At 72.1% G+C, this 24,758-nt stretch carries 24 protein-coding genes and 3 tRNA genes; 10 read left to right on the plus strand and 17 right to left on the minus strand.

The window, feature by feature from the left end; translation table 11 throughout:
- Positions 1–17: 17 nt before the first annotated feature.
- Both O3438_RS15855 and O3438_RS15860 read left to right on the plus strand, forming a co-directional pair.
- On the plus strand, positions 18–1,538 hold the full coding sequence (locus O3438_RS15855; protein ID WP_269680686.1) for a CYTH and CHAD domain-containing protein: 1,521 nt from the start codon (positions 18–20) through the stop codon (positions 1,536–1,538).
- Complete coding sequence (locus O3438_RS15860) at positions 1,526–2,404, plus strand: NUDIX hydrolase (RefSeq protein WP_269680687.1); 879 nt, start codon at positions 1,526–1,528, stop codon at positions 2,402–2,404. The genes O3438_RS15855 and O3438_RS15860 overlap by 13 nt, the downstream gene beginning before the upstream one ends.
- A gap of 6 nt (positions 2,405–2,410) precedes the next feature.
- Here the strand turns inward: O3438_RS15860 and O3438_RS15865 are convergent, their stop codons facing one another.
- The 4 genes from O3438_RS15865 to leuC all read right to left on the minus strand — a co-directional run bounded on the left by O3438_RS15865 (position 2,411) and on the right by leuC (position 7,414).
- Positions 2,411–4,366, minus strand: coding sequence for an endonuclease/exonuclease/phosphatase family protein (locus O3438_RS15865; RefSeq protein WP_269680688.1), 1,956 nt, complete (start codon positions 4,364–4,366; stop codon positions 2,411–2,413).
- A 140-nt stretch (positions 4,367–4,506) separates the two neighbouring features.
- On the minus strand, positions 4,507–5,193 hold the full coding sequence (locus O3438_RS15870; protein ID WP_332367460.1) for an HU family DNA-binding protein: 687 nt from the start codon (positions 5,191–5,193) through the stop codon (positions 4,507–4,509).
- Between the two features lie 172 nt (positions 5,194–5,365).
- Positions 5,366–5,953: a 3-isopropylmalate dehydratase small subunit gene (gene leuD / locus O3438_RS15875; RefSeq protein ID WP_269680690.1), complete on the minus strand. Its 588-nt coding sequence runs from the start codon at positions 5,951–5,953 to the stop codon at positions 5,366–5,368.
- 15 nt (positions 5,954–5,968) lie between these two features.
- On the minus strand, positions 5,969–7,414 hold the full coding sequence (gene leuC, locus O3438_RS15880) for a 3-isopropylmalate dehydratase large subunit (protein WP_269680691.1): 1,446 nt from the start codon (positions 7,412–7,414) through the stop codon (positions 5,969–5,971).
- A gap of 49 nt (positions 7,415–7,463) precedes the next feature.
- Here leuC and O3438_RS15885 point away from each other — a divergent pair, with 49 nt between their 5' ends.
- Complete coding sequence (locus O3438_RS15885; protein ID WP_007456408.1) at positions 7,464–8,150, plus strand: IclR family transcriptional regulator; 687 nt, start codon at positions 7,464–7,466, stop codon at positions 8,148–8,150.
- Positions 8,151–8,353: 203 nt separating this feature from the next.
- On the opposite strand, the gene O3438_RS15890 is transcribed toward O3438_RS15885, so the two are convergent.
- The 4 genes from O3438_RS15890 to O3438_RS15905 all read right to left on the minus strand — a co-directional run bounded on the left by O3438_RS15890 (position 8,354) and on the right by O3438_RS15905 (position 9,781).
- Positions 8,354–8,426, minus strand: a tRNA-Glu gene (locus tag O3438_RS15890).
- Positions 8,427–8,589: 163 nt separating this feature from the next.
- Positions 8,590–8,662: transfer RNA gene (locus O3438_RS15895), tRNA-Glu, on the minus strand.
- Positions 8,663–8,797: 135 nt separating this feature from the next.
- A tRNA-Gln gene (locus O3438_RS15900) sits at positions 8,798–8,869 on the minus strand.
- 108 nt (positions 8,870–8,977) lie between these two features.
- A complete protein-coding gene (locus O3438_RS15905) occupies positions 8,978–9,781 on the minus strand; it encodes a fumarylacetoacetate hydrolase family protein (RefSeq protein WP_269680692.1) in 804 nt (267 codons plus the stop codon).
- 174 nt (positions 9,782–9,955) lie between these two features.
- Here O3438_RS15905 and O3438_RS15910 point away from each other — a divergent pair, with 174 nt between their 5' ends.
- Positions 9,956–11,443, plus strand: coding sequence for a hypothetical protein (locus tag O3438_RS15910; protein WP_269680693.1), 1,488 nt, complete (start codon positions 9,956–9,958; stop codon positions 11,441–11,443).
- 35 nt (positions 11,444–11,478) lie between these two features.
- On the plus strand, positions 11,479–12,348 hold the full coding sequence (locus O3438_RS15915; protein ID WP_269680694.1) for a 3-methyladenine DNA glycosylase: 870 nt from the start codon (positions 11,479–11,481) through the stop codon (positions 12,346–12,348).
- A gap of 96 nt (positions 12,349–12,444) precedes the next feature.
- On the opposite strand, the gene arfB is transcribed toward O3438_RS15915, so the two are convergent.
- From arfB to O3438_RS15950, 7 genes are all read right to left on the minus strand, one after another.
- The gene (gene arfB, locus O3438_RS15920) at positions 12,445–12,870 is read right to left on the minus strand and encodes an alternative ribosome rescue aminoacyl-tRNA hydrolase ArfB (RefSeq protein WP_145785134.1); all 426 of its coding nucleotides are present in this window, start codon (positions 12,868–12,870) and stop codon (positions 12,445–12,447) included.
- 72 nt (positions 12,871–12,942) lie between these two features.
- Complete coding sequence (locus O3438_RS15925) at positions 12,943–13,239, minus strand: hypothetical protein (RefSeq protein WP_269680695.1); 297 nt, start codon at positions 13,237–13,239, stop codon at positions 12,943–12,945.
- Between the two features lie 87 nt (positions 13,240–13,326).
- On the minus strand, positions 13,327–14,211 hold the full coding sequence (locus O3438_RS15930) for a S1C family serine protease (RefSeq protein WP_269680696.1): 885 nt from the start codon (positions 14,209–14,211) through the stop codon (positions 13,327–13,329).
- A gap of 36 nt (positions 14,212–14,247) precedes the next feature.
- Positions 14,248–15,207 carry a VWA domain-containing protein gene (locus O3438_RS15935; RefSeq protein ID WP_088991097.1) on the minus strand — a complete coding sequence of 320 codons (960 nt, stop codon included), beginning with the start codon at positions 15,205–15,207 and terminating at the stop codon, positions 14,248–14,250.
- Entirely contained in the window at positions 15,204–16,229 is a 1,026-nt protein-coding gene (locus O3438_RS15940; RefSeq protein ID WP_269680697.1) for a DUF58 domain-containing protein, read from the minus strand. Before O3438_RS15940 ends, O3438_RS15935 begins: the two co-directional genes overlap by 4 nt.
- Complete coding sequence (locus O3438_RS15945; protein WP_269680698.1) at positions 16,226–17,275, minus strand: AAA family ATPase; 1,050 nt, start codon at positions 17,273–17,275, stop codon at positions 16,226–16,228. Before O3438_RS15945 ends, O3438_RS15940 begins: the two co-directional genes overlap by 4 nt.
- A gap of 256 nt (positions 17,276–17,531) precedes the next feature.
- Positions 17,532–18,041, minus strand: a complete 510-nt coding sequence (locus O3438_RS15950; protein WP_269680699.1) for a hypothetical protein — start codon at positions 18,039–18,041, stop codon at positions 17,532–17,534.
- Between the two features lie 373 nt (positions 18,042–18,414).
- On the opposite strand from O3438_RS15950, the gene O3438_RS15955 reads away from it, so the two are divergent.
- Complete coding sequence (locus O3438_RS15955) at positions 18,415–19,389, plus strand: endonuclease/exonuclease/phosphatase family protein (RefSeq protein ID WP_269683659.1); 975 nt, start codon at positions 18,415–18,417, stop codon at positions 19,387–19,389.
- A gap of 143 nt (positions 19,390–19,532) precedes the next feature.
- Here the strand turns inward: O3438_RS15955 and cimA are convergent, their stop codons facing one another.
- A complete protein-coding gene (gene cimA, locus O3438_RS15960; RefSeq protein ID WP_269680700.1) occupies positions 19,533–21,116 on the minus strand; it encodes a citramalate synthase in 1,584 nt (527 codons plus the stop codon).
- 313 nt (positions 21,117–21,429) lie between these two features.
- Here cimA and O3438_RS15965 point away from each other — a divergent pair, with 313 nt between their 5' ends.
- The 4 genes from O3438_RS15965 (at position 21,430) to O3438_RS15980 (ending at position 23,527) form a co-directional block, all read left to right on the plus strand.
- Positions 21,430–21,606, plus strand: a complete 177-nt coding sequence (locus O3438_RS15965; protein WP_269680701.1) for a hypothetical protein — start codon at positions 21,430–21,432, stop codon at positions 21,604–21,606.
- A 2-nt stretch (positions 21,607–21,608) separates the two neighbouring features.
- On the plus strand, positions 21,609–22,139 hold the full coding sequence (locus O3438_RS15970) for a carboxymuconolactone decarboxylase family protein (RefSeq protein ID WP_269680702.1): 531 nt from the start codon (positions 21,609–21,611) through the stop codon (positions 22,137–22,139).
- A 127-nt stretch (positions 22,140–22,266) separates the two neighbouring features.
- A complete protein-coding gene (locus O3438_RS15975) occupies positions 22,267–22,725 on the plus strand; it encodes a PRC-barrel domain containing protein (protein WP_145785144.1) in 459 nt (152 codons plus the stop codon).
- Positions 22,726–22,780: 55 nt separating this feature from the next.
- Positions 22,781–23,527 carry a tyrosine-protein phosphatase gene (locus tag O3438_RS15980; protein WP_269680703.1) on the plus strand — a complete coding sequence of 249 codons (747 nt, stop codon included), beginning with the start codon at positions 22,781–22,783 and terminating at the stop codon, positions 23,525–23,527.
- Between the two features lie 52 nt (positions 23,528–23,579).
- Here the strand turns inward: O3438_RS15980 and O3438_RS15985 are convergent, their stop codons facing one another.
- Positions 23,580–24,677, minus strand: a complete 1,098-nt coding sequence (locus O3438_RS15985) for a branched-chain amino acid aminotransferase (protein WP_269680704.1) — start codon at positions 24,675–24,677, stop codon at positions 23,580–23,582.
- Positions 24,678–24,758: the final 81 nt, after the last annotated feature.

Genomic DNA, 24,758 nt, shown 5'->3' on the forward strand with positions numbered 1-24,758 from the left:
CCGCATAGGCTGGGTTGATGGTCGAGGAGGAGCAGAAGTACGAGGTGGACGATGCCTACGTGCTGCCGGACCTGGCCGCCACGGCACCGTCCGGAGGCCGGGTCCGGGCGCTGCCACCGGTGACGCTCGTCGCCCGCTACCTCGACACTGTCGACCTCAGGCTGGCCCGAGCCGGTGCCTCGCTGCGCCACCGCCGGGGCGACGAGCTGCCCTGGACGGTGAAACTGCCGACCGGCACACCAGGCGTCCGGCACGAGGTCTCCCGCCCGGGGCCGAAGGGGCAGCCGCCACCGGAGCTGGTGGAGCTGGTCACCGTCCTGCACCGGGGGTCGCCGCTGGCCCCGGTGACTGTGGTCCGGACGGTCCGGCACGCGTACGAGGTGTGCGACAAGGCGGGCACGGTGCTCGCCGAGGTGGTGGACGACCGGGTGACGGTGCTGGACGACTCCGGCGCCACCACCGACACGTTCCGGGAGCTGGAGGTCGAGCGCAAGGACGGCGACCGGGCGCTGCTCGACCGGATCGGCTCCGTGCTGCGCGAGGCCGGCGCCCAGGGTGGGTCGTTCACCCCGAAGCACGTACGGGCGCTGGGCGAGGCGGCACAGGCCGATCCGGACCTGGTCGCGCCGGACGGGCTGCCCGCCGAGCCGACAGCGGGTGACGTGGTGACCGAGGCGCTCCGTAAGGAGATCCGCCGGCTGCTGGCGCACGACCCGCTGGTCCGACTACGCGCTCCGGGAGCCGGCGGCGACACCGGTGTGCACCAGATGCGGGTGGCCTGCCGACGCCTCCGCAGTGACCTGCGCACCTTCAAGGCCCTGGTCCGCAAGACCTGGTCCCGTCCGTTGCGCACCGAGTTGCGGTGGCTGGCTGGTGTCCTCGGCGCGGCCCGCGACGCCGAGGTGTTGCGCGCCCGGCTGCGCACCACCGCCGAGGCGGATCCGCTCAGCCCGCTCGACGGGGACGCGGTTAACCGGCTGGACGAGGTGCTCGCCGCACGGCAGCGATCGGCGCTGGCCGCCATCGACGAGGCGTTGCGTACCCCCCGCTACCTGGCTCTGGTGGACTCCCTGGTGCTGGCCTCCGCCTCGCCCCGGCTCACCCGCCGGGCGAGCGCGCCGGCGGCGGAGGCGCTACCCGCGTTGGTTGCCCGCCCCTGGGCTCGGCTGACCGGGCCGGACGGTGTCGACGGGCTCGACGCCCGATCGCCGGACGACAGGTGGCACGCCGTTCGCAAGGAGGCCAAGCAGGCCCGGTACGCGGTCAACGCGGTGGCACCGACGGTCGGCAAGGGCGCGCGCCGGCTGGCCCGTGCCCTGGCCGGCGTGCAGGACGTGCTCGGCGAGCACCAGGACGCGGCGGTCGCGGCGGACACCTGGCTGGAGATCGCCGCCGAGCTGCCGGACGACCACGAGCTGGCGGTCACCGCCGGTCGGCTCGCCGAGCGGGAACGCGCCTCCGTACACCGGATGCGGTCGTCCTTCCCGGCGGCCTGGCACCGGGCCACCCGACGGCGGCGGACGAGTTGGCTTCCGTGACCGGCATCCGCGCGGCGGGTGGGGTGGCCTGGCGGCCGACCGCCGACGGTGTCCGCGTCTGCGTGGTGCACCGCCCCCGCTACGGCGACTGGACGCTGCCGAAGGGCAAGCTGGAGCCGGGCGAGCACGCCCTGGCGGCGGCCGTCCGTGAGGTGGCCGAGGAGGCCGACGTGCGGGGTGTGCCGCAGGTCCGGCTGCCGTCGGTGCGGTACCGCAGTGAGGGGCAGCCCAAGCTGGTCGACTACTGGTCGATGCTCGCGGTCGCGAGCGGGGGTTTCCAACCGGACACCGAGGTGGACGACATCCGCTGGCTCGCTGTGGACGACGCGATCCGCTTGGTCAGCTACCCCCACGACGCCGAGGTGCTGGCGGCGTTCGCCGCGCTGCCGTCGGTGACCGCCACCGTCGCGCTGGTCCGGCACGCGCACGCCGGCAAGCGGGCCACCTGGTCCGGCCCGGACGTCGGGCGACCCCTGGACGCGCAGGGATGGGCCCAGGCGACCGCGCTGGGCGGGCTGGTGGCCCTGATCCGGCCGTCCCGGTTGGTGTCGGCGTCACCGCGACGGTGTGTGCAGACCCTGGACCCGGCCGCCGCGCTGCTCGATCTGCCGATCGAGGTCTGCGGCGACCTCGACGAGCCACAGCCCGGCCAGCAGAGCGACGAGCAGATCCTGGCCACCGCCGCCCGGCTGCTGGAGTTGGCCAGCGCCGGCGGCCAGGCCGCGGTGTGCAGCCAGGGCAAGGTGCTGCCGGGTGCCCTGGAGCAGCTGACCGGCCGCACCGACGAGGATTTCAGCACGCCCAAGGGCGGCGGATGGCTGCTCGCCTTCACCGCCGACCGTCTGTTGGCCGCCGACCGCTTGTAGAGCCCCTCAGCGGGGCGGGAGGGCCACTGTCACAGCGACCGGCAGGTGGTCGCTGGCAGTGCTGCGGGGCGCGACCGGGTCGCCGGGGGTCAGACCGGGCGAGACGAAGATGTGGTCGATCTGTTCGCGGGGGTCGTCGGCGGGGCTGGTCGCCAACGGTCGGGCGGCAGCCAACGCGTCGACCAGACCGGCGGCCGTGAACTGCCCGAACGCCTCGTCCCCCGGCTCGGTGTTCATGTCGCCCGCCACCACCAGCGGTCGACCGGCGGCGTACCGGATGGCGAAGTCGGCGACCGCGCGGGCCTGGACCACCGGGCCCTGCCCGGGCGGCGGTTGCAGGTGGGTGCTGACCACCGCGACACGGACCCCGTCGCTCAGGTCCAGCGTCACGCCGAGGGCCTGCGCCCCGGTGGGCGCACCGACGGCGGGCAGCGGGATGCTCCGCGCGTCGTCCATCGGCCAACGGCTGAGCACGGCGTCACCCCACACGGAGTCGGCGGCCGGCCCGAAGACGTACGGCATGCCGAGCCGGTCGGCCACCACGTCGAGGGTGTCGTGCCCACCGTTGAGCAGCCAGGCGCGGTCCACCTCGCTGAGCAGCACCACGTCGGGGCGTTGCCGCTCGACCACCTCGGTGAGCCCGGTCAGGTCGAACCGACCGTCCAACCCGAAGCCCATCCGGACGTTGTACGCCACCACGGTGAGCCGCTCCGGTGGGCCGTCCCGGTTGCCGGCCACCGGAACCTCGTCGGCGACCACGGGTGCCAGCAGCGCCAACGCGGTGACCGCAGCGGCAGCCCGTAGCGGCGGAAACGGCCCGGGGAGCCACTGGACGACGGGTTGGGCGGTGAACGCCACGACCGCGACCAGACCGGCCACCACCACGGGCACCGCCGCGTTGGGGTACCCGAGGTCGTAGGCCGAGTAGTACCCGACCGCCCCCAGCGCGAAGACCAGCATGCCGACGGCCACCGCGTACCCCCGGCGGGCCGCCGTCGCGTCGGTGGCGTCCCTCGCGGTCTCCCTGCCCGTCGGCCCGGTCTGCGCCGTCTCGTCCGGGCGGTCGGCGTCGTCGGTCAGCGCGAGGCAAGCACCGAGACCGACGGCGGCCAGCAGGACGGCCGGGACGAGCAGGTCGCCCCGGTCACCGGCGAACAGCAGCGCGCCCACCAGCAACGCCACCGGCCCGTACGCGCGGCCCCACCCCCGGCGCGGCCTGGTCGACGCGCTGACCAGGAACGCGGCGACCGCCACCGGCACCGGCGCCAGGCCGAACAACGGCGAGCCCGCCACACCGTCCCCGGCGAACAGATACGACATCCCGGTCCGGGCCAGCGCCGGGGAGAGTGCCACCATTCCGGCCAGCAGCAGCGCCGGACCGGCCAACAGCCAGGCCCGCGCGCCACCGGCACCGGCCCGCCCGCCACCGTCATCAGCACCGGCACCGGCCCGCGCTACCGGCTGCGCCGTGCCGAGCAGGAACAGCAGCACCGCGACGGAGCTGAACAACCACGCCACCCAGGTGCCCCACCAGACCACGTCGACGGTGTCCCACACCGCGTGCAGGGCCGCGTTGACCGCGAAACCCAACGCCAGCCCCGGAACCGGACGGTCGGTGTCGGCGGCGACGCCGACCAGCCAGACCAGCCCGGCGAGCAACCCGGCGGTGGCCAGCCAGAGCTGCGTACGCCCGCCCGGCGCGGCGGTGAGTGCGAGCCGGGCGAGGGCGAGGGCGACGGCGGCGACCACCACGACCGGACGGGCACCGACCCGGCGGACCACAGCGGGCGCGCCCAGCGCGAGCACGAACCAGCCGAGGGCGAACGCGCCCATCAACTCGGCCGGGGTGGACGCCGCCTGACCGAAGATGGTGATGATGCCGGGCAACCAGACCCGCAGCACGTCGATGAGGAGGACGACGCCCAGCGCGAGCGTCCCGGTGGTGAGCTGGCGATAGCGCACCGGCGCCCCATTTCCCGTCGACGGGCCGGCGGAGGGGGGCCGGCACGGCGATTCTGCGCGAGGGGACCAGGCGGGTCAACGGTCCGCGTACGCCGAAAGGGCGCCCACCAACGGGTGGACGCCCTTTCGCAGTGGGTCGGTCAGCGCTTGCTGGCCGCCTTCTTGGCCGGAGCCTTCTTCGCCGGCGCCTTCTTTGCCGCCGTGCTCTTGCTCGCCGCCGCCGTGGTCTTCTTCGCCGCGGTCGACTTGGTCGCCGCGGTGGTCTTCTTCGCCGCGGTCGTCTTCTTGCTGGCGGCCGTCTTGGTCGCCGTGGTGCTCTTGCTCGCCTTGGCCGGGGCGGTCTTCTTGCTGGCGGCCGTCTTGGTCGCCGTGGCGGTCTTGCTCGCCTTGGCCGGGGCGGTCTTCTTGCTGGCAGCCGTCTTGGCCGCGGTCGCCTTGGTGCCCGCCGCCTTCGTGCCGGTCGCCTTGGCTCCCGCCGCCTTGGTGCCGGCCGTCTTGGCCGTGGCGGTGCTCGTGGTGGCCTTCTTCGTCGCCACCGTGGCCTTCGGCACCTTGCCGCTGGCCACCATCTCCTTGAACCCGGCGCCGGGGCGGAAGGTCGGGACTGACGTCTTCTTGACCTTCACCGCCTCGCCGGTACGCGGGTTGCGCGCTGTTCGCGCGCCACGCACACGCTTTTCGAATGCTCCGAATCCGGTGATCGCCACCTTCTCGCCCTTGGTGACCGCCGCCTGGACCTCGGTGAGGACCGCGTCGAGCGCGGCCGTCGCCATCTTCCGGTCCCCCAGGCGAACGGCGAGCGCCTCGATGAGCTCGGCCTTGTTCACGACTTCCTCCCGATTGTGCAACTGACTCGACGCGAGCCATTCTGCGCGCACGTTATGCCCTGTGCTGCCTAGACACAAACATTCGGTAGAAAAAAGCCCTTGTGTCGCAACGGATTCACCCCCACCGGTTGGACCGATGGGGGTGAAATTCGCTGTGTGAGCGGCCGTACGGCTATGCCACGGAGGGCAGGAACGGCAGTCGGCGCGCCTCGTACGAGTCGATGTCAGCGGCGTGCCGGAGGGTTAGTCCAATGTCATCCAGACCCTCCAGCAAACGCCACCGGCTGAAGTCGTCCAGCGGGAACGACCAGCTGGCCTCCCCCGCCCGGAGCTGCCGGGCGGTCAGGTCGACGGTCACCGGAGTGGTCGGATCCGACTCGACCAGATCCCACAACTCTTCGACGGCTTTCAATTCCAACTCGACCGGCAACAGGCCCTCCTTGAGGGCGTTGCCCCGGAAGATGTCGCCGAAGCGGGGCGCCACCACCGCGCGGAAGCCCCAGTCCCGCAGTGCCCACACGGCGTGTTCCCGGGAGGAGCCGGTGCCGAACTCCGGGCCGGTGATGAGGATCGACGCCCCGGAATAGCGTTGATCGTTGAGCACGAATGCCGGGTCTTCCCGCCAGGCGCTGAACAGCCCGTCGGCGAAGCCCGTCCGGGTCACCCGCTTGAGGTACACCGCGGGGATGATCTGGTCGGTATCCACGTTGGACCGGCGCAGCGGCACGGCGGTGCCGGTGTGCGTGGTGAACTTGTCCATCTCCTGGAGTCCCTTCTACAGGTCGGCGGGGGCGGCCAGCCGGCCGGCCACGGCGGTGGCGGCGGCGACCGGCGGGGAAACCAGGTGGGTACGCCCACCCCGGCCCTGACGGCCCTCGAAGTTGCGGTTCGAGGTGGAGGCGGAACGCTCGCCCGGCTTCAGCGTGTCCGGGTTCATCCCCAGGCACATGGAGCAGCCGGCGAACCGCCACTCCGCCCCGGCGTCGGCGAAGACCTTGTCCAGCCCCTCGGCCTCGGCGGCCTCCCGCACGGCGGCGGAACCGGGCACCACGAGCATCCGCACGCCGTCGGCGACCCGGTGACCACGGAGCACGTCGGCGGCGGCCCGCAGGTCCTCCAGACGCCCGTTGGTGCAGGAGCCGACGAACACCACGTCGATCGGCAGCTCCCGCAGCGGGGTGCCGGGACGCAGGTCCATGTACTCCAGGGCGCGGCGCGCGGCGGCACGCTCCGAGTCGGTGACGAACTCCTCCGGGTCCGGCACCGGCGCGCTCAGCGGCGCACCCTGCCCCGGGTTGGTGCCCCAGGTGACGAACGGGGTGACCCGGCTGGCGTCCAGGGTCACCTCGGCGTCGAAGCGCGCGCCCTCGTCGGTGGGCAGCGTCCGCCACCACGCCAGCGCCGCGTCCCAGTCCGCGCCCTGGGGCGCGTTCGGGCGACCCTTGAGGTACGCGAAGGTCGTCTCGTCCGGCGCGATCATGCCGGCCTTGGCGCCCCACTCGATGGACATGTTGGCGATGGTCATCCGCCCCTCCATGGAGAGGGCCCGGATCGCCTCGCCGCGGTACTCGACGATGTGCCCGCGCCCCCCACCGGTGCCGACCTGGGTGATCAGCGCGAGCACCAGGTCCTTGGCGGTGACGCCGGGGGCGAGGCGGCCGGTGACGTTCACGGCCATCGTCTTCGGCCGGCTCTGCGGCAGCGTCTGGGTGGCCAGCACGTGCTCCACCTCGCTGGTGCCGATGCCGAAGGCGAGCGCGCCGAACGCGCCGTGGGTGGCGGTGTGCGAGTCGCCGCACACGATCGTCATGCCCGGCTGGGTGACACCGAGCTGCGGGCCGATCACGTGCACGATGCCCTGGTTGTCGTCACCGAGCGGGTGCAGCCGCACCCCGAACTCGGCGCAGTTACGGCGCAGCGTCTCGATCTGCGTACGCGACGTGGGGTCCGCGATGGTGAGCAGGTCACCACGGCGGAGGCGGAACGCCGGGTCGGCGTACCCGGTCGGGGTGTTGTGGTCCTCGGTCGCGAGGGTCAGGTCGGTACGACGCACCCGGCGCCCGGCGAGCCGCAGCCCGTCGAACGCCTGCGGGCTGGTCACCTCGTGCAGCAGGTGCAGGTCGATGAAGAGCAGGTCCGGCTCACCAGCGGCGGACCGTACGACGTGCGCGTCCCAGACCTTCTCGGCCAGGGTCCTCGGCTCAGGAGTGACTCCCACCATCTGGACATCCTAAATTCTGGGAGGTAAGTTTCGGCTTGTGGGACACAGTATGAGCGGTGTCGGCGTTCTCGACAAGGCGGTGGTCATCCTGGCCGCCTGTGTCGACGGCGCCAGCCTGGCCGAACTCGTTGAACGCACCAAGCTGCCCCGAGCCACCGCACACCGGCTGGCGCAGGCCCTGGAGATCCACCGGATGCTGGTCCGGGACACCCAGGGCCGATGGCGACCGGGCCCCCGGCTGGGCGAGCTGGCCAACGCGGCGCCGGACGTCCTGCTGACCGCCGCCGAGCCGCTGCTCGCCGCGCTGCGCGACGCCACCGGCGAGAGCGCCCAGCTCTATTTGCGCCGCGCGGACGAGCGGATCTGCGTGGCGGCGGCAGAGCGGGCCAGCGGCCTGCGGGACACGGTTCCGGTGGGCTCGGTGCTACCGATGACGGCCGGCTCCGCCGCCCAGATCCTGCTCGCCTGGGAGCCGCCGGAAGCGGTGATGCCGTTGCTGCCGCGCAGCAAGTTCACCGGCCGGACCCTCGCCGAGGTACGCCGTCGCGGCTGGGCGCAGAGCGTCGCCGAACGGGAGGCCGGTGTGGCGAGCGTCTCCGCCCCGATCCGTGACCGCACCGGCCGGGTGATCGCCTCGGTCAGCATCTCCGGCCCGATCGAGCGCCTGGGCCGCCGCCCCGGCGAACGCCACGCCATGGCCGTCGTCAGAGCAGGCCAACGCCTGTCCGGCCTCTAGTCCCGCACCCGCGCACCCCGCACCCCGACGGTGGCACCTCCGCCGCCTCCGGTGATCAAGAGGTTTGCGTCACCGCTTGCGGCGTGTCGTGACGCAAACCTCTTGATCACCGGGGGCCAGGGGCGGAGGGCCAGGGGCGGGGGCCAGGGGCGGGGGGAACGGGAAAGGCTCGTCTCGCTACAGCGAGACGAGCCTTTTGGTTGTAGCCCCGACCGGATTCGAACCGGCGCTACCGCCTTGAGAGGGCGGCGTCCTGGGCCGCTAGACGACGGGGCCAGAACTTCTTCCGTTCACCACCCTCGCGGGCGGTGCGGCAGTAGTCTAGCGGCACCGCCCGCGAGGGCGAGCACGGGGTGGGTCCACCCGGGCGCCGCCCCGGCACGCCCTCAGCAGACACGAAACAGCCCGCCTCACCAGGTGAGACGGGCTGTGCACGATGTAGCCCCGACCGGATTCGAACCGGCGCTACCGCCTTGAGAGGGCGGCGTCCTGGGCCGCTAGACGACGGGGCCAGAACAACTTTCGCTCCCCCACCCTACGCGGGCGGAGGAGCTGCACTCCACCGGAGGCCACTCTCCGCCCCCGCAGGGGCGGAGTCGAACTCCGTCAGAATCCAGCGTCTGAAATTCTTACGAATTCCAGCAGCGCTGGGGTACCAGGACTCGAACCTAGACTAACTGAACCAGAATCAGTCGGGCTGCCAATTACCCCATACCCCATTGGCCCCTTGCGGCGCCGGGAGTGAACTTTACCCTCCCGGTGCCGGCAGGCCAAATCCGATCCCCCCGAACCACCCGTGAGCTGCGGAAACAGGGGCATCAGACGAATCAGGCGACGGGAACCACCGGGTTGGTGAGCTCGCCGATGCCCTCGATCCGCACGCTGACCGTATCCCCCTCGACGAGCGGGCTAACCCCGGCCGGAGTGCCGGTGAGAACGACATCGCCGGGCAGCAGGGTCATCACGTGCGAGATGTACGACACCAGGCCAGGTACGTCGAAGACCATGTCCTTCGTCCGGCCGAGCTGGCGTACCTCCATCTCCTCCGGGTTGCGACCCACCTCACAGCGGATCTCCAGGTCGGAGACGTCCAAACCGGTGGTGATCCACGGACCGATCGGGCAGAACGAGTCGAAGCCCTTGGCCCGGGTCCACTGCCCGTCCGAACGCTGGAGGTCCCGCGCGGTGACGTCGTTGGCGCAGGTGTAGCCGAAGATCGCGCGTTCGGCGGCGGCCCGGTCGGCGCGGCGCGCGCCCGGCGCCCCGATCACGACGGCGAGTTCCGCCTCGTGCTCGACCTGCTTGGAGAAGATCGGCAGTCGGATGGCGTCCCGGGGGCCGATCACCGAGGTGGACGGCTTGAGAAAGAGCAGCGGCTCCTTGGGCACCTCGTTGCCGAGCTCGGCGGCGTGGTCGGCGTAGTTGCGGCCGACGCAGACGACCTTGCTGGGCAGGATCGGCGAGAGCAGCCGAACGTCGGAAAGGGCCCAACGGGCCCCACTGAAGGAGAGATTGCCGAACGGGTGGCCCTCGATCTCGGCGATGGTCAGGCCCTGCGGCCCGGCCTCCGGTTCGCCTTCGACGGCACCGAACGACATTCCCTTGGCATGGGCGAAACGAGCGATACGCACCCAGCCAATCTAGCCCCGCCCGCACCCCGACCGACCAGGACCGGCCGCCGGGTGTGCTCAACCCGTCACCGCGCGGCACCCTATCGGAGCAGGAGGTGAGCGGGGCGGTCTTCCGGACTTCGTACCCGCACGGAGGCGGCGCGCCCCTACCGTCGGCTCCGGAGGTTCGTTCGTATGCCTGCATCGACACGACACCACAGAGCCCTCGCAGTGTTCGTACACTGCCTCGGCATCCTCGCCGCCGTGCCGGCCCTGCCGGCGGCGGCACCGGAGGCGGCGGCCACGCCACGACCACCGGCCGCCACGCCACAACCGACGGCTGCGGCGCCGCGTTCGACGGCCGCGCCACCGGCCGGCGCCGCGACGCCGCGACCGAGCGCGGCTGGGCCGTCGGCGGAGGCGTCCACGACCGGGCCACCCGGGCCGGCCGCCACCCGACCGCCGGTGGCGATGGTCGCGCGGGTGACCGAGCCCACCCCGCCGTCGGCGCCGCCGGCGATGGCACCACCGTCGCGGGCACCGGCGTCGGCGCCGCCGCAGCAGGTCACCGTCGCGGTCGCGCCGGAGAACAGCCCGGCACCGAGGTACCGGATCCAGGTCCGCAACGTGGGCAACGCGCCGGTGGAGACCACTGTGCGCCAGGAACTGCCGCCCGGCTCGTCGCCGACCGCGATCAGCGGCGGCGGCCGGTCCACCCGGGCCGGCGGTTCCGCCACCGAGGTGACCTGGCGGTTGAGGCTGCCGGCGCACAGCTCCACCACGCTGGGCACGGCACTCGCCGCGACCGCGCCCGGCCAACCACTGACCGCCCCGGCGTGTGCGTTCACCAGCGACGGCACCCGGCCGTACGACTGCGCCACGGCCACCTGGAAGGCGGCTGCGGCACCACCGGCCGAGGTCACCGAGGCGCCGCCCTGGCGGCGGTACCCGGTGCTGCTCGCCGGGTTGGCGGTCCTGCTGCTGATCAGCGCGGCCCTGGTGTGGGTGTGGCGACGTCGGCGTGGGCGTCGGGTGACGGCCGCCGCGCTGGCCGACAGCGATGGGCCGGGCGGTGGACGGGGGACGATCTACCCGCGGCCGGCGACTCCGAAGCCGACGCGGCGCCGGCGTACTCCACCGGTCTGGTTGTTGGTGGGCGCCGCCGTCGCGGTGCTGGCGGGCGTCGTCGGCACCGCCGGGTGGACGGCGACCCGGCAGGTCTCGCAGATCGACACGCAGAAGCAGCCGACCAGCGGCGCGTGGATGGGCACCGGGGTCGCCGGACCGGTGGGCGTGCCGCTGCGGGAGTCGGCGTTCGAGTTCACCGTGTACCGGATGGCGTGTGGCGCGCCCGGCTCCGCCGGGGGGACCGACGGCGGTGCGGCACCGGCCAACGGCCGACGCTGCCAGGCCACCGTGGGCGTGCGCAACGTCACCGGCGACCACCAGCCCTGGCACGGTCAGCTGCAACGGGCGTACCTGCCCGGTGGGCGTTGGGTGAGCACCGACGAGCCGGCAACCAGGGCGGCCAACCTGGGTCGGGACGTCTTCGCGGACCCGATGGCGGCGGGTACCCGGATGGTGCTCCCGCTGGTCTTCACCGTCGACGGCCGGGATCCGCCCCAGCAGTTGGAGTTGCGCAGCGGAGTGTTCTCCGCCGGGGTTCGGGTGCAGATGCCCTGACCGGGCGCGCGGGCGGCGGTCGTACCCTGGGATGCGTGACCGCCGCCCTCGCTCCCGCCGTGCTCGACGCGGCGGAGTGGCAGGCCCGCCGGCGGGCTCACGAGGAGCGGATGGACGTCTGGCTGACGCCGCACCTGGCCCGCCGCCGGCGCGGCGAGCGGCATCCGGTGGCCGACTTCCTGTTCACCTACTACTCGCACCGCCCGGCCCAGCTCCGTCGCTGGCATCCGGGGGCCGGGGTCGAGCTGCACGGCGCCGATCCGGCCGAGTTCGGCCGGGACTACCGCGCCACCGCCGCCGGGGTCACCCTCGACACCGATGCGGTACGCGCACGGCGCGGCGAGTCGATCGTCTGGATCCGTTCCCTGCTGGCGGCCACCAGCGGGCGGGCGCCACACCTCGGCTGCTTCGGGATGCACGAGTGGGCGATGGTCTACCGGCAGACCCAGGCGGAGCTACGGCACAACGCCTGGCCACTGCGACTGAGCGCGGAGCGGACCGCCGCTGTCGTCGAGGAGCGGGGCGTGCGGTGCAGCCACTTCGACGCCTTCCGGTTCTTCACGGCGCCGGCCCGACCGTTGAACCTGCTCACCCCGACGCGGGAGACGCAGCACGCCCTCGAACAGCCGGGGTGCCTGCACGCCAACATGGACCTGTACAAGTGGGCGTACAAGCTGTCCCCGCTGGTCGGCTCGGAGCTGGTGGCCGACGCGTTCGAGCTGGCCACGGAGATCCGCACACTGGACATGCGGGCAAGCCCGTACGACCTGGCGGCACTCGGCTACCCGCCGGTGCGGGTGGAGACCCCGGAGGGTCGGGCGGAGTACGCGGCGGCACAACGCGCCTTCGCGGACCGGGGCGCTGTTCTGCGCGCCCGGCTGCTCGCCGCCGTCCCGGCCGACTAGCGCGCCAATTGTCGGTTGCCCGTCGACCAGCGCGACTGCCGCCCTCGATCGCGTCGACCCTGGCCTGGAACGTCCGCTCCATGAGCGGGGCAGGGGTCAGTCGCTGTCGGCGCGGCGGTCGCGCTTGCGCTGGGACTGGCGCTTCTTCTCGGCCAGCCGGCGTTCCTTGGCCCCACGGGACGGGCGGGTCGCCCGACGGGCCGGCGGTGGGGGCGCGGCGGCCTCCCGCAGCAGGGCGGTCATCCGTTCCCGGGCCGCCTCCCGGTTGGCCAGTTGGGCCCGGTGCTCGCTGGCGGCGATCGTCAACACCCCGTCGACCAGGCGGTTGGCCAGGCGCGCCAACGCCCGCGACCGCAGCGACTCGGGCACGGCCGGCGAGTTGGCCAGGTCGTAGCTCAGCTCGACCCGGGAGTCCGCGGTGTTGACCCCCTGCCCTCCCGGCCCCGAGGAACGGGAGAAGCGCTCCCGCAGCTCCCCGGCGGGGACGACCCACCGGTCGGTCACCCGCAGTCCGTCGTCCACGCCCTGAGGCTATACGGCGAAGCCGGCCACCCGTCCCCAAGATCGGCACAACATCGGGGATGGTGGTCAGGCCTAGCGGCGCGGAGGCTCACTCTGTGTCGGGGAATGGCCGGGTGCGGGCCCGGCGGTTTCCTCGTCCGAGCCGACGGCCGCATACGCCACCGCGCCGAAGAGGAGCAGGGCGATCACCCCGGCCTTGACGGCGACACCACGGATCAGCAACCAGGCGCCTCGACGGGCGCCCGGCACCGATTTCTTGACGGTCTGGTAATCGTTCCACCCGCGTCGTGCCCGGGCGTACGCCGACCCCACTGCACATCCGATGAACAGGCCCACCAGCAGGAGGACCGCGAGAAGAGGACGCTCCACCTCCGCCAGTATCCATACCGACCGTAATATTTCCATGGCCCGATGCTGTGCGGCCGGATATCTGACACTGGAGGCCGTCCGGGCAGCTCAGCCACCCTTGCCGATGATCGTGTCGGCGGTCTGCTGCACCTGGTCGATCGGGATGGCGAACCCGATGCCGATCGACCCGTTGCCGTCGATGGTGGCGATGGCGGTGTTCACCCCGACGACCTCACCGCGGGCGTTGACGAGGGGCCCACCGGAGTTTCCGGGGTTGATGGACGCGTCGGTCTGCACGGCGGTGTGCCGGTTGTTGCCCAGTCGCACCTCACGGTCCAGAGCGCTGACGATGCCCGCGGTGACCGTCCCGGCGAGACCGAGCGGCGAACCCACCGCGAGGACCGGCTCGCCGACGCGGGTCGCACCCGGTTTGGCCAGGGGCAACGGGGTCAGACCGGCCGATGCCGGAACCTTCAACACCGCCAGGTCGCTGCGGGGCTCCCGTCCGACCACCTCGGCGGCGAAGCGGCGGCCGTCGGGCAGCTCCACCGTCACCGGCCCGCCACCGCCCTTGGCCAGGATGTGGTCGTTGGTGATTAGATGCTGCTGGTCGTCGACGGCGAATCCGGAGCCGGTGGCGGAACCGCCGTTGACGGATCCAGCGCTCGCGGAACCGGCCGTCGTACCGCCGGCCAGCACCGACACCACCCCGGGTACGGTCCGTTCGGCCGCCGTGACCAGTTCGGCCGGCACCGGGGCGGCGGACGCGGCGGACGCGCCGGGATCCCCGTACTGGCCGGCGACCACGCCACCGGCGACGGCACCCGACACCGTGGAGATCGCCACCACGGCCAGCGCGGCGAGCAGCCGTCGGGCCCGCCGCCCGCCCGGTTCCCGCTCGGGCGGCTCCCACCAGCCGCGCCCCTCGGGTCCGAGTTCCGGCGAGATGAACCAGGGGCCGCGCGGTTCGCCCAGTCCGGTCTGCACTGCCATGCGTACTCCTCACGGTCGACGTCGGTGGTGCGGCGATCAGGGCAGTCGGGAGAACCAGCGCATCGAGCCGGCGGCGGCACCCATGGCGAACACCAGTCCGAGGCCGATGAACCGGGCCGAGACGTCCTGCCGTTCGGTGCGGTAGCCGACCGAGCTGCCGATGTCGTCGTAGACGGCGCGCAGCTCGTCGGAGGTGCTGGCCTCGTGGAACATGCCGCCGGTCTCCTCGGCGACCGCCTTGAGGGTCTGCCCGTCGACCGGCACCTGGATGGGGCGTCCGCCGCGGTCCACGAACCCCGACGGTGTGCCGAACGAGATGGCGTGCACCGGCACCTCCGCCGTCACCGCCTCCGCCGCCGCCTCCATCGGATCCATTCCGGAGGTGTTCGCGCCGTCGGAGAGCAGGATGATCCGGGCCGGTGGCGGCTCTTTCGCGGCTTCGCTGTCCAGGCTCTTGACCGCACCGAGGGACGTGTTGATCGCCTCGCCGATCGCGGTGCCCTGCACACCTGTGATGCCCTCGGCGAGCCGCCCGATCCCTTCGTCGAGGGCATCCCGGTCGGTGCTCGGTGGCACCAGCACCGCCGCGCTGCCCGCGAACGCGACAAGTCCCACGTTGAACTCGTCGGGCAGGCCCTCCACGAAGCGCCGGGCCGCCTGTTTGGCGGCGGCCAACCGGTCCGGGTCCACGTCGGTGGCGAGCATCGAGGTGGAGACGTCCACCGCCACCATCACCGTGGCGCGTTCCCGCGGCACCCGGACCTCGGCGCTGGGTCGGGCGAACCCGACCACGAGCAGCGCCAGCATGGCCAGGAACAGCCCGGCCGGTACGTGTCGACGCCAGGCGGGTCGCTCCGGCGCAACCCGGTCCAGCAACCGCAGGTTGGTGAATCGGACGGCGTACCGGCTCCGCCGCCGCTGCACCACCAGGTACGCGACGACCAGGGCGAGCACACCGAGCAGCAGCCAGAGCCGCAGCGGTGACTCCCAGATCACGCGGCACCTCCCCGTCGTTGACCGGCCGGCGCGGCGGCGAGCCGACGCTGGGCGTGCACGTGCCGGACGATGTCCGCGCTCCAGTCACCGTCGGTGCGCAGCGGCAGGTGCGTCGCCCCACTGCGGCGCAACGCCCTCTGGACCTGCTCGCGTTGCGCGGCGGCGGCCTGGGCGTACCGCTCGCGCAGCCGACGATCTGATGTGGACACCTCCCGGCAGCGGCCGGTCTCCGGGTCGATGAGCGTGATCAGGCCGACGTCCGGTAACTCCAGCTCACGCGGGTCGGTCACCTCGATAGCCAGCACCTGGTGCCGGGCGGCCAACCGGCGCAGCGTCCGCTCCCAGGGCGCCTGCTGGTCGGGGTCGTCGGGCAGCCCGTCGAGGAAGTCGGAGACGACCACGACCAGGCCGCGCCGGTTGGCGATCCGGTGGACGGCGTCGAGTCCGTCGGCCAGGTCCGGCAGGCCCACCGCGGGCCCGCGCCCCGCCCGGTCGGCGGGTGCGGTGGCACGCGGGGCGGCGAGCAGCGTGCGGAGCAGAGCAAGCAGATGGGTACGTCCGCTGCGGGCCGGGAAGCGCCGTACCCCGTCGGCACGCAGCACCTGGGCTCCGAGGCGGTTGCCGACGCCCGCGGTCAGGAAGCCGACCGCCGCGACGGCGGCCACCGCGAGCTCCCGCTTGTCCAGTTCGGCGGTGCCGAACTCCATGCTGGCGCTGCCGTCGACGAGCAGCCAGGTGGTGAGTTCACGGTCGGCGTCGACCTGCCGGACGTGTGGCACTGTCGTACGTGCGGTCACCGCCCAGTCCATCCGGCGTACCTCGTCCTCGCCCGGCCGGTATTCGCGGCTGCCGGCGGGTTCGCTGCCGGGGCCGGGCAGGAGGCCCCGGTACTGGCCGTGCAGCAGACCGTTCAGTCGGCGCGTGACGGTCAGTTCCAGGCGACGCAACCGCTGGTCGGGGGCCAGCTCGGCCAGGCCGGGGTCGGCCGGCGCGACGGCCGGCGCGACGTGCGCTCGTCTCATGCCGCCGCCAGGTCCGGTGCCTGCTGTTGCTGCCCGTGGCCCAGCCGAGGTGGTGGCACCGCCTCGACCAGCCGGCGCACCACGCTCTCGGCCGACACCCCGTCGGCGACCGCGTCGAAGGAGAGCACCAGTCGGTGGGCGAGGACGTCGACGGCGAGTTCCCGGATGTCCTCGGGCAGCACGTACTCCCGTCCACGCAGCAGGGCCTGTGCTCGGGCGGCCGCGACCAGGCCCAGGGTGGCCCGAGGGCTGGCCCCGTACGCCAGCAGCGGGGCGATCTCCGGTAGCCCGAACCGGCCCGGGTCACGGGTGGCGAGGATCAGCCGCACCACGTACTCGGCCAGGGCGTGGTGGACGAAGACCCTCTCCGCGTGGGCCTGGAGGTCCCGCAGTCGTTCGGCGTCGAGCACCTGGCGCGGGGTCGGCCGGTCGGTGCTCATCCGGTAGAGGATGGCGAGTTCGTCGGCGTCGCTCGGGTAGTCGACCACCACCTTCATCAGGAACCGGTCGCGCTGTGCCTCCGGGAGCTGGTACACCCCCTCGGACTCGATCGGGTTCTGGGTGGCCAGGACCAGGAACGGCGCCGGGACGGGCCAACTTCGTCCACCGATCGACACCTGCCGTTCGGCCATCGCCTCCAGCAGCGCCGACTGGACCTTCGCCGGGGCGCGGTTGATCTCGTCGGCCAGTACCAGGTTGGCCATGATCGGGCCCAGTTCGATGTCGAAGGTCTCCTTCGAGGCCCGGTAGATCCGGGTGCCGACGATGTCGGAGGGGACCAGGTCCGGGGTGAACTGGATCCGCGAGAAGGTGCCACCGACCACTGTGGCGAGGGTCTGCGCGGCCAGTGTCTTGGCCACGCCGGGGACCCCCTCCAGGAGGCAGTGCCCGTTGGCGACCAGTGCGGTGAGCAGGCGTTCGACGAGGCGATCCTGCCCGACGATCACGCGTTTGACCTCGAAGAGGGTCTGTTCCAGCTCGACGCCGGTCGGCTCGGGTTCGACCGCGCTGGGCATGCTGGCCAGGGTGTCCGAGATGTCCGTCACGGTGCTTGCTTCCCGGGCAGGTGCCCGGCAAACGTCGGATTGTGCGGCCCGGGAGGACCCTGGGTGGCCCGAACGGGGATGAACTGCGCGGAAGGGTGACGACCGGCGCGAGCCGGGCGAGAACGCCCGATCGACTCGGCTTCACGACGACGGGGACGCCCGTGAGGGGAACACCCGGAGTCCGGGAAGCCGAGTCGATCGAAACGGTCCGGCCCCCACGCACGAGGCGTGGGGGCCGGATGCCGGTTCGGTTCCGTCAGGGAGTGTGGGTGAGGAGAGTGAAGCCCAGGTCAGCCGGGGTGCCGGCCGAGTTGCGGGTCTGCACGAAGACCGCGTTGGGCGTGCTCAGCCGCGGAGCGACCGACACCTCGCCACCCGGCGGGATGCAGCAGGCGTCGGACCGCGAGATGGTGGCCAGGAAGGCACCCGCCGAGACGGTGTAGCCGAACACCACCTCGTACTGGCCGGTGCCGTACTTGATCACGGTGCCGGTGCCGCGCGCCTTGGTGCCGTTGGCGTTGACGACGGTGAAGACGTTGGTGGCCACCAGGGTGGTGGCAGCGCCCGCCTTCAGGGCGGCCTTCGCCGTCCGGGCCGACTCGGCGGTCACCGGCGGCTGGGCGTTGGTGCCGCGCGCCGCTGGCTGGACGGCCCCCTGCGGCGCCTTAGCCGACGGTTGGGCGACAGCGATGCCCCCACCAGCCAGGCTGAGCGCCAGGACAGCGAATGTGACCGCTGCCGCCTTACGTCGGAAGAATGAGCTCATGACAGGTCCCCCTTGTGTGACCGGGTGAATTCGGCCGACCCGCGGGGCGGGACGGATGACTGCCCACTAATAGGCGAGGCGACGGCGGCAGGGCGAAGGAAAGCTTTTCACCTACCCTCGATGAGGTCGAATCCTCAACAATTCACACCCCCTCTGAGCTGGTATTACTACTCAGAGTTGCGTCGTTTGAGCCAGATGGAACGTAGCACCGAAAAAAGCCGGGAGTCAATAGTTGATCTCACTTTGCCGAGCTGTCAATCAGCCGTCAGGAAATTGTGAAAAGTGAGCGCTGCGCCATTCACGAAATAGCCCCGGGCGTACCACCGCTATGATCACCGCCATGATCGTGGACGCTGCGCCCACACCCGCACCGATGTCGAGGCGGCACCGCGGCGCTCGGCTCGGCACGGTGCTCTGCTGGCTGGTGGCCGTCCCGCCCGCCCTCTGGGCCGCCCTCCGGCTGATCGGCCTGGACCGCGGACCGCTGGTGCAGGCGCTCGCCTTCACGCCGTACGTCACCGGCTTCAGCGTGCTCGCCCTGGGCCTCGCGCTCGCCATGCGGCGCTGGTGGCCGGCGGCTCTCGCGGCCCTGGCGGCGGTGGCACTGCTCGGCGTCGTCACGCCACGGGCGCTGGCCTCGCCGCAGCCGGAGGCGGGCGGGCCGACAGTGCGGCTGCTCACCGCGAACCTGCTCGCCGGCGCCGGTGACGCGCGGACACTCGTCGAGCTGGTCCGGCGGTACGAGGTGGACGTGCTCACCGTGCAGGAGTTCACACCGCAGGCGCAGGCGTCTCTGGATCAGCTCGGCCTCGACCGGCTGCTACCGCACCGGCAGCTCAACGCGGAGATCGGCACACCCGGCTCGGGGCTCTACTCGCGGTGGCCGCTGACCGACGTCGGACTCCGGCACAACCGCAACGGCTGGGGCTTCACCCAGGCGTACGGCACGGTTGCCGTCCCCGGCGCACCCCCGGTACGTGTCGAGTCGGCCCACCCGTCGGCGCCGTACGCGGTGGACCAGGTCGGCGCGTGGCGTGCCGACCTGAAGGCGCAACCACCGGCCACCCCGGACGGTGGCCTGCAAATTCTCGCCGGCGACTTCAACGCCACCCTCGACCACGGCCCGCTGCGGGCCCTACTGAGCACCGGCTACGTCGACGCCGCCGACGCCACCGGGGAGGGCCTGACCGGCACGTGGGGCCCGTACGACGGCGACCTCATCCCACCGGTCGTCATCGACCACGTGCTCGTCGACAGGCGCATAGCGGTCCGCGCGATGAAGGTGCTCACCCTGCCCGGCAGCGACCACCGTCCCGTCCTGACGACCCTCACCCTCCCCCACCCCTAACCCCCGACCCGCCCCCTTGCTCTCGTCGACCATGGAGTTGTGGCGGGTGCTTTGCGAATAGAAGGCCCTTTTGTACCCACCACAACTCCACGATCGACTGAACGAGGGCGGTTGCGGGCGAGGGGCGGGGGTGGGGTGGACGGTTAGACGGAAGTGGGGGCTAGGCCGTAGGTGAGGGCGTCCACCAGGGCGTGCCAGCTGGCCTCGACCACGTTCGGATGCACACCCACCGTGGTCCAGTCCCGGCCGCCGCCGTTCGCGGTCTCCAGCAGCACCCGGGTCACCGCGCCGGTGCCGTGGCTGCCCTCCAGGATGCGCACCTTGTAGTCGGCCAGCTCGAAGTCGCGCAGCTGGGGGTAGTGCCGGGCCAAGCCCACCCGCAGCGCCTCGTCGAGGGCGTTGACCGGGCCGTTGCCCTCGGCGGTGGCGATCACCCGCTCACCGCGTACCCGGATCTTGACGGTCGCCTCGGAGACCACCGCGCCGTCCTCGCGGTGCTCGACCAGCACCCGGTACGACTCCAGTGTGAACGGTCGGGCCGGGCCGCCCTCCGGCAGCTCGGAGCGGACCAGCAGCTCGAAGGAGGCGTCCGCGGCCTCGAACGACCAACCACCCGCCTCCAGTTCCTTGACCCGCTTGGTGACCCGGGTCAGCGCCTCGGGACTGCCGGCCAGGTCCAGGCCGAGCTCACGGCTCTTCAGCTCGACGCTGGCCCGACCGGCCATCTCGGTGATCAGGATCCGCATGTCGTTGCCCACCACCGACGGGTCGACGTGGTTGTAGAGCAACGGGTCGACCTTGATCGCGCTCGCGTGCAGCCCCGCCTTGTGGGCGAAGGCGGCAGCCCCGACGTATGCCTGGTGGGTGTCGGGGGCGATGTTGGCGATCTCGGCGATGGCGTGCGAGACCCGCACCATCTGCGCCAGGCAGCCGTCCGGTAGGACGGTCAGACCCAGCTTGAGTTGGAGGTTGGCGACGACCGCGAAGATGTCGGCGTTGCCGGGGCGTTCGCCGTACCCGTTGGCGGTGCCCTGTACGTGGCGGACGCCCGCCTCCACGGCGGCGATCGTGTTGGCCACCGCGCAGGAGGTGTCGTTCTGGGCGTGCATGCCGAGCAGCCCGGCGTCGATGCCCAGCCTGTCGGTCAGGTCGGCGATCACGGCGGTCACCTGGGACGGCAGCATGCCGCCGTTGGTGTCGCAGAGCACCATCCGCTCGGCGCCGGCGGCGAGCGCGGTCTGCACCACCGCCGCCCCGTACGCGGGGTCGTGCCGGTAACCGTCGAAGAAGTGTTCGCCGTCGACGAAGACCCGCCGACCCTCGCGGACCAGGTGGCTGACGGTGTCGTGGATCATCGCGAGGTTCTCCGCGCCGGTGGTGCGCAGTGCGCGCTCGACGTGCCGGGTGTCGGCCTTGGCGACCAGCGCCACCGCCGGGGTCTGCGCGTCGAGCAGGGCCTGCACCTGGGGATCGTCGGCGACGGCGACGCCTGCCTTACGGGTGGCGCCGAACGCGACGAGCACGGCGTGCCGCAGGTCCAGCTCGGTACGCGCCCGGCGGAAGAACTCGGTGTCCTTCGGCACCGCGCCCGGCCAGCCGCCCTCGATGAAGCCGACACCGAACTCGTCGAGCAGCCGGGCCACCGCCAGCTTGTCGACCACCGAGTAGGTGAGTCCCTCGCGCTGGGCGCCGTCGCGCAACGTCGTGTCGTAGACCTGGAACGTCATCAGGATCCTTTCTCGGAGCAACAAAAAGACCCCCCGCGGATGCGGGAGGTCTGCGCGCTCGGCGGAGGGGGGCCGGCGCGCTAGGTCGCAATAATCAGGTGGGTGCTGGTCACGACCGCAACTCTGCCACCCCGTCCCGGATTTGGGAGGAACAATCCACATGGCGGGATGATTACTGAGGGTTCGTTCAGTGCGAACGGCCGCTCGTGATCGGCTTCACAAGCCACCAGGCCGCTCACCGGCGTGAACAGCGGTGGGGAAGCATCGTCAACGGATCCGATGATGGCCACCGCGCCATCGGCAAGGAGGACCTGTGCTCACCGTCAGTAACCGCTTACCTGAGCACAGCCTCACCGCCTGGGTATCGCTGGACGTCACCAACGCGTCCACGACGATCAACCACGCGTCCCACGAGGGCAAGTGGCGTGGGGTCTTCGTCGGGTCGATCGACGTCACAGTCGTCGGCCCGGCGGAGATCACCGGGGTCTGACCGTGGGCCTGGACGCGATCAGGGCGGCCCTCCCCGAGTACGCCCGGGACATCGCGCTCAACCTGGACACCACCATCGGCACCTCGCTGTTGACCCCGGCGCAGGCCTGGGGTGCCGCGCTGGCGTGCGCGGTGACGGCCCGGAACCCGGTGGTGCTGCGGGAGGTCGCCGCCGAGGCGCTCGGGCACCTCGGGCCGGAGGGTGTCGAGGCAGCCAAGGCCGCCGCCGCGATCATGGCGATGACCAACGTCTACTACCGGGCCAAGCACCTCATTGCTGACGAGGGGTACGCCTCGATGCCGGCCCGGCTGCGAATGCGGGTCGTCGCCCGACCCGGCGTGGACAAGGGCGACTTCACGTTGTGGTGCCTCGCCGTGTCGGCCATCGCCGGCTGCGGGGTGTGCCTGGAGTTGCACGAGAAGTCGCTGCGCGACCGCGGCTTCACCGGAGTGCAGGTGCACGAGGCACTGCGGATCTCCGCCGTGGTGCACGCCGCAGCGGTCACCCTGGACGCCGAGGCGGCCCTGGCCTGAAAGCCGCACCCTCCGCCTGAGCACCGCAGTGCTCCCGCCGTTTCCATCCCCCGACAGCCGGGTAGCTCCCGTGGGGGAACGCACCCACCGACGCCGCGACGATCGGCGACAGTCAGGAGTGAACGGCATGGACAGGATCGATCCGCACGCCACCCACGCCGGGCCGGACCCGCTGCACGGCGGCGACCAGGGCGCGGTGCCCGGCGGTGCGCCCGCCGGCACCTTCGACCCCTGGCGCTACCGGGATCACGCCGGGGTGGCCGACGCCGACCTGGTCGGCTACAAGGTCGAGGCCACCGACGGCGGAGTCGGCAAGATCGACAGCGCCAGCCACGAGGTGGACGGCAGCTACCTGGTCGTGGACACCGGCCCGTGGATCTTCGGCAAGAAGGTGATGCTGCCGGCCGGCACCGTCAACCAGGTCGACCACGACCAGCGCACCGTCTCCGTCGACCGCACCCGGGACCAGATCAAGGCCGCCCCGGAGTACGACGAGACCAGCCACAGCGACCCGAGCTACCGGGATCGGCTGGGTGGCTACTACGACGAGACGTACGGCGCCCTTCCGCCTGGCACGGCACGTTGACGGTTCGGCTCGACGGCCGGTGGGGCACTGACCCACCGGCCGTTACCGTGTGAGCGTGGACGCCATCGACGACAGCCGCCAGATCTCCCTCCCGGCCACCTTCAACTTCCGCGACGTCGGTGGCTACCTCGGCCACGGCGACCGGTCCGTACGCCGGGGCCGCCTCTACCGCTCCGACTCGCTGCACCGCCTCACGGAGCAGGACCGGGACGCGTTCGCCGCGATCGGCGTCCGCACCGTGATCGACCTGCGCCGTCCCAGCGAGGTGGAGCGCGACGGCCGGGTGCCGGCCTACCAAGGGCTGACCTACCGGCACATCCACCCGGAGCACGACGACTGGTCGGGTACGCCGCACGAGGAGGGCGCCAGCCTCGCCCGGTACCTCGCCGACCGTTACGCCGACCTGGCCCAGACCGGCACCGCCGGGCTGGCCGAGGCGGTCGGGCTGATCGCCGACTCCGCCAACGCCCCGGTGGTGGTGCACTGCGTCGCGGGCAAGGACCGCACCGGCATCGTCTGCGCGTTGACCCTCGCCGTGCTCGGCGTCGACGACGCGGACATCACCGCGGACTACGCGCTCAGCAGCGAGGCCTCCGCCCGGTACAGCGCTTGGCTGGCCACCGTCACCCCGGGCGGGGTGGACGTACCGGCACCGTTCCTGGCCTCCCCCGCCGAGGCGATGCAGATCTTCCTCGACGAGCTGCGGGCCGGGCACGGGTCGATCGAGGCGTACCTCCGGCACGCCGGGGTGACCGACGAGCAGCTCGCCGCGCTCCGCGACCACCTGCTCGACGAGGCGTAGACCCAGCGAGGTTGGCCTGTCCCGCTCGGACGGGCCAACCTCGCAACGGGCGTCAGAGGACCCGCCGCACCCAACCGTGCGCGTCGGCGGTCTTGCCGCGCTGGATGTCGACCAACTGCTGACGCAGCGACATCGTGACCCGGCCGGGCTCGCCGCCACCGATCAGGAACTCGCCGTCCGGGAAGCGGACCCCACCGATCGGGGTGACCACCGCGGCGGTGCCGCAGGCGAACACCTCCCGCAGGTGCCCGCTGGCCGCGTCGGCCTGCCAGTCGGCGAAGCTGACCGGCCGCTCCTCGACCTGGTGCCCGGCCGTCGCCGCCAGCGTCATGATCGCGTCCCGGGTGATGCCGGGCAGGATCGTGCCGGTCAGCGGCGGGGTGACCACCGTGTTGTCGTCGTAGACGAAGAAGACGTTCATGCCGCCCAACTCGTCGACGAACCGGCGCTCCACGGCGTCCAGGAAGACGACCTGGTCGCAGCCGGCCTCGATGGCCTCCGCCTGAGCTGCCAGCGACGCGGCGTAGTTGCCACCGCACTTGGCCGCGCCGGTGCCCCCGGGCGCGGCCCGCGTGTAGTCCGGGGAGACCCAGACGGTGACCGGCTTGACCCCACCGCTGAAGTACGACCCGGCCGGGGAGGCGATCACCAGGTAGAGGTATTCGTTGGCCGGGCGGACGCCGAGGAACACCTCGCTGGCGAACATGAACGGCCGCAGGTAGAGGCTGCCGTCCTCGTCGGTGGGGATCCAGTCCTGGTCGATCTCGATCAGCTTGTGCAGCGAGTCGACGAACACCTCGGGCGGCAGCACCGGCATCGCCATCCGCTGCGCCGACGCGACGAACCGGGAGGCGTTGGCGTCCGGCCGGAACATCGTCACGCCGCCGTCGGCCGTCCGGTACGCCTTCAGGCCTTCGAAGATCTCCTGCGCGTAGTGCAGCACGGCGCTCGCCGGGTCCATCGGGATCGGCCCCCGCGCCTCGACCCGTGCGTCGTACCAACCCTTGCCCTCGGCGTAGCGGATGGTGACCATGTGATCGGTGTGGACGCGGCCGAATCCGGGGTTGGCCAGCAGGGCGGCCCGGTCGGCGACGGATACCGGCGCGGGATTCGGACGGATCTCGAAGTCGAGCTTGTCACCACCGCTCATCGCGCTGACCTCCCTGCGGGACAACGGCATGCGGGACCGCACACCGAGTTGGCTGTGCCAGAAACTTACCCCGAACGGTCG

Origin of the sequence: Micromonospora sp. WMMC250, from assembly GCF_027460215.1 — a bacterium.
GTDB lineage: Bacteria > Actinomycetota > Actinomycetes > Mycobacteriales > Micromonosporaceae > Micromonospora > Micromonospora taraxaci.

What these genes read in the sequence shown, in the direction of transcription:
- O3438_RS15855 (WP_269680686.1), top strand. Translation starts at nt 18, where the DNA reads ATGGTCGAGGAGGAGCAGAAGTACGAGGTGGACGATGCCTACGTGCTG.
- leuD (WP_269680690.1), bottom strand. Translation starts at nt 5,953, where the DNA reads ATGGACAAGTTCACCACGCACACCGGCACCGCCGTGCCGCTGCGCCGG.
- leuC (WP_269680691.1), bottom strand. Translation starts at nt 7,414, where the DNA reads ATGGTGGGAGTCACTCCTGAGCCGAGGACCCTGGCCGAGAAGGTCTGG.
- O3438_RS15885 (WP_007456408.1), top strand. Translation starts at nt 7,464, where the DNA reads ATGAGCGGTGTCGGCGTTCTCGACAAGGCGGTGGTCATCCTGGCCGCC.
- O3438_RS15910 (WP_269680693.1), top strand. Translation starts at nt 9,956, where the DNA reads ATGCCTGCATCGACACGACACCACAGAGCCCTCGCAGTGTTCGTACAC.
- O3438_RS15930 (WP_269680696.1), bottom strand. Translation starts at nt 14,211, where the DNA reads ATGGCAGTGCAGACCGGACTGGGCGAACCGCGCGGCCCCTGGTTCATC.
- O3438_RS15940 (WP_269680697.1), bottom strand. Translation starts at nt 16,229, where the DNA reads ATGAGACGAGCGCACGTCGCGCCGGCCGTCGCGCCGGCCGACCCCGGC.
- O3438_RS15950 (WP_269680699.1), bottom strand. Translation starts at nt 18,041, where the DNA reads ATGAGCTCATTCTTCCGACGTAAGGCGGCAGCGGTCACATTCGCTGTC.
- O3438_RS15955 (WP_269683659.1), top strand. Translation starts at nt 18,415, where the DNA reads ATGTCGAGGCGGCACCGCGGCGCTCGGCTCGGCACGGTGCTCTGCTGG.
- cimA (WP_269680700.1), bottom strand. Translation starts at nt 21,116, where the DNA reads ATGACGTTCCAGGTCTACGACACGACGTTGCGCGACGGCGCCCAGCGC.
- O3438_RS15975 (WP_145785144.1), top strand. Translation starts at nt 22,267, where the DNA reads ATGGACAGGATCGATCCGCACGCCACCCACGCCGGGCCGGACCCGCTG.
- O3438_RS15985 (WP_269680704.1), bottom strand. Translation starts at nt 24,677, where the DNA reads ATGAGCGGTGGTGACAAGCTCGACTTCGAGATCCGTCCGAATCCCGCG.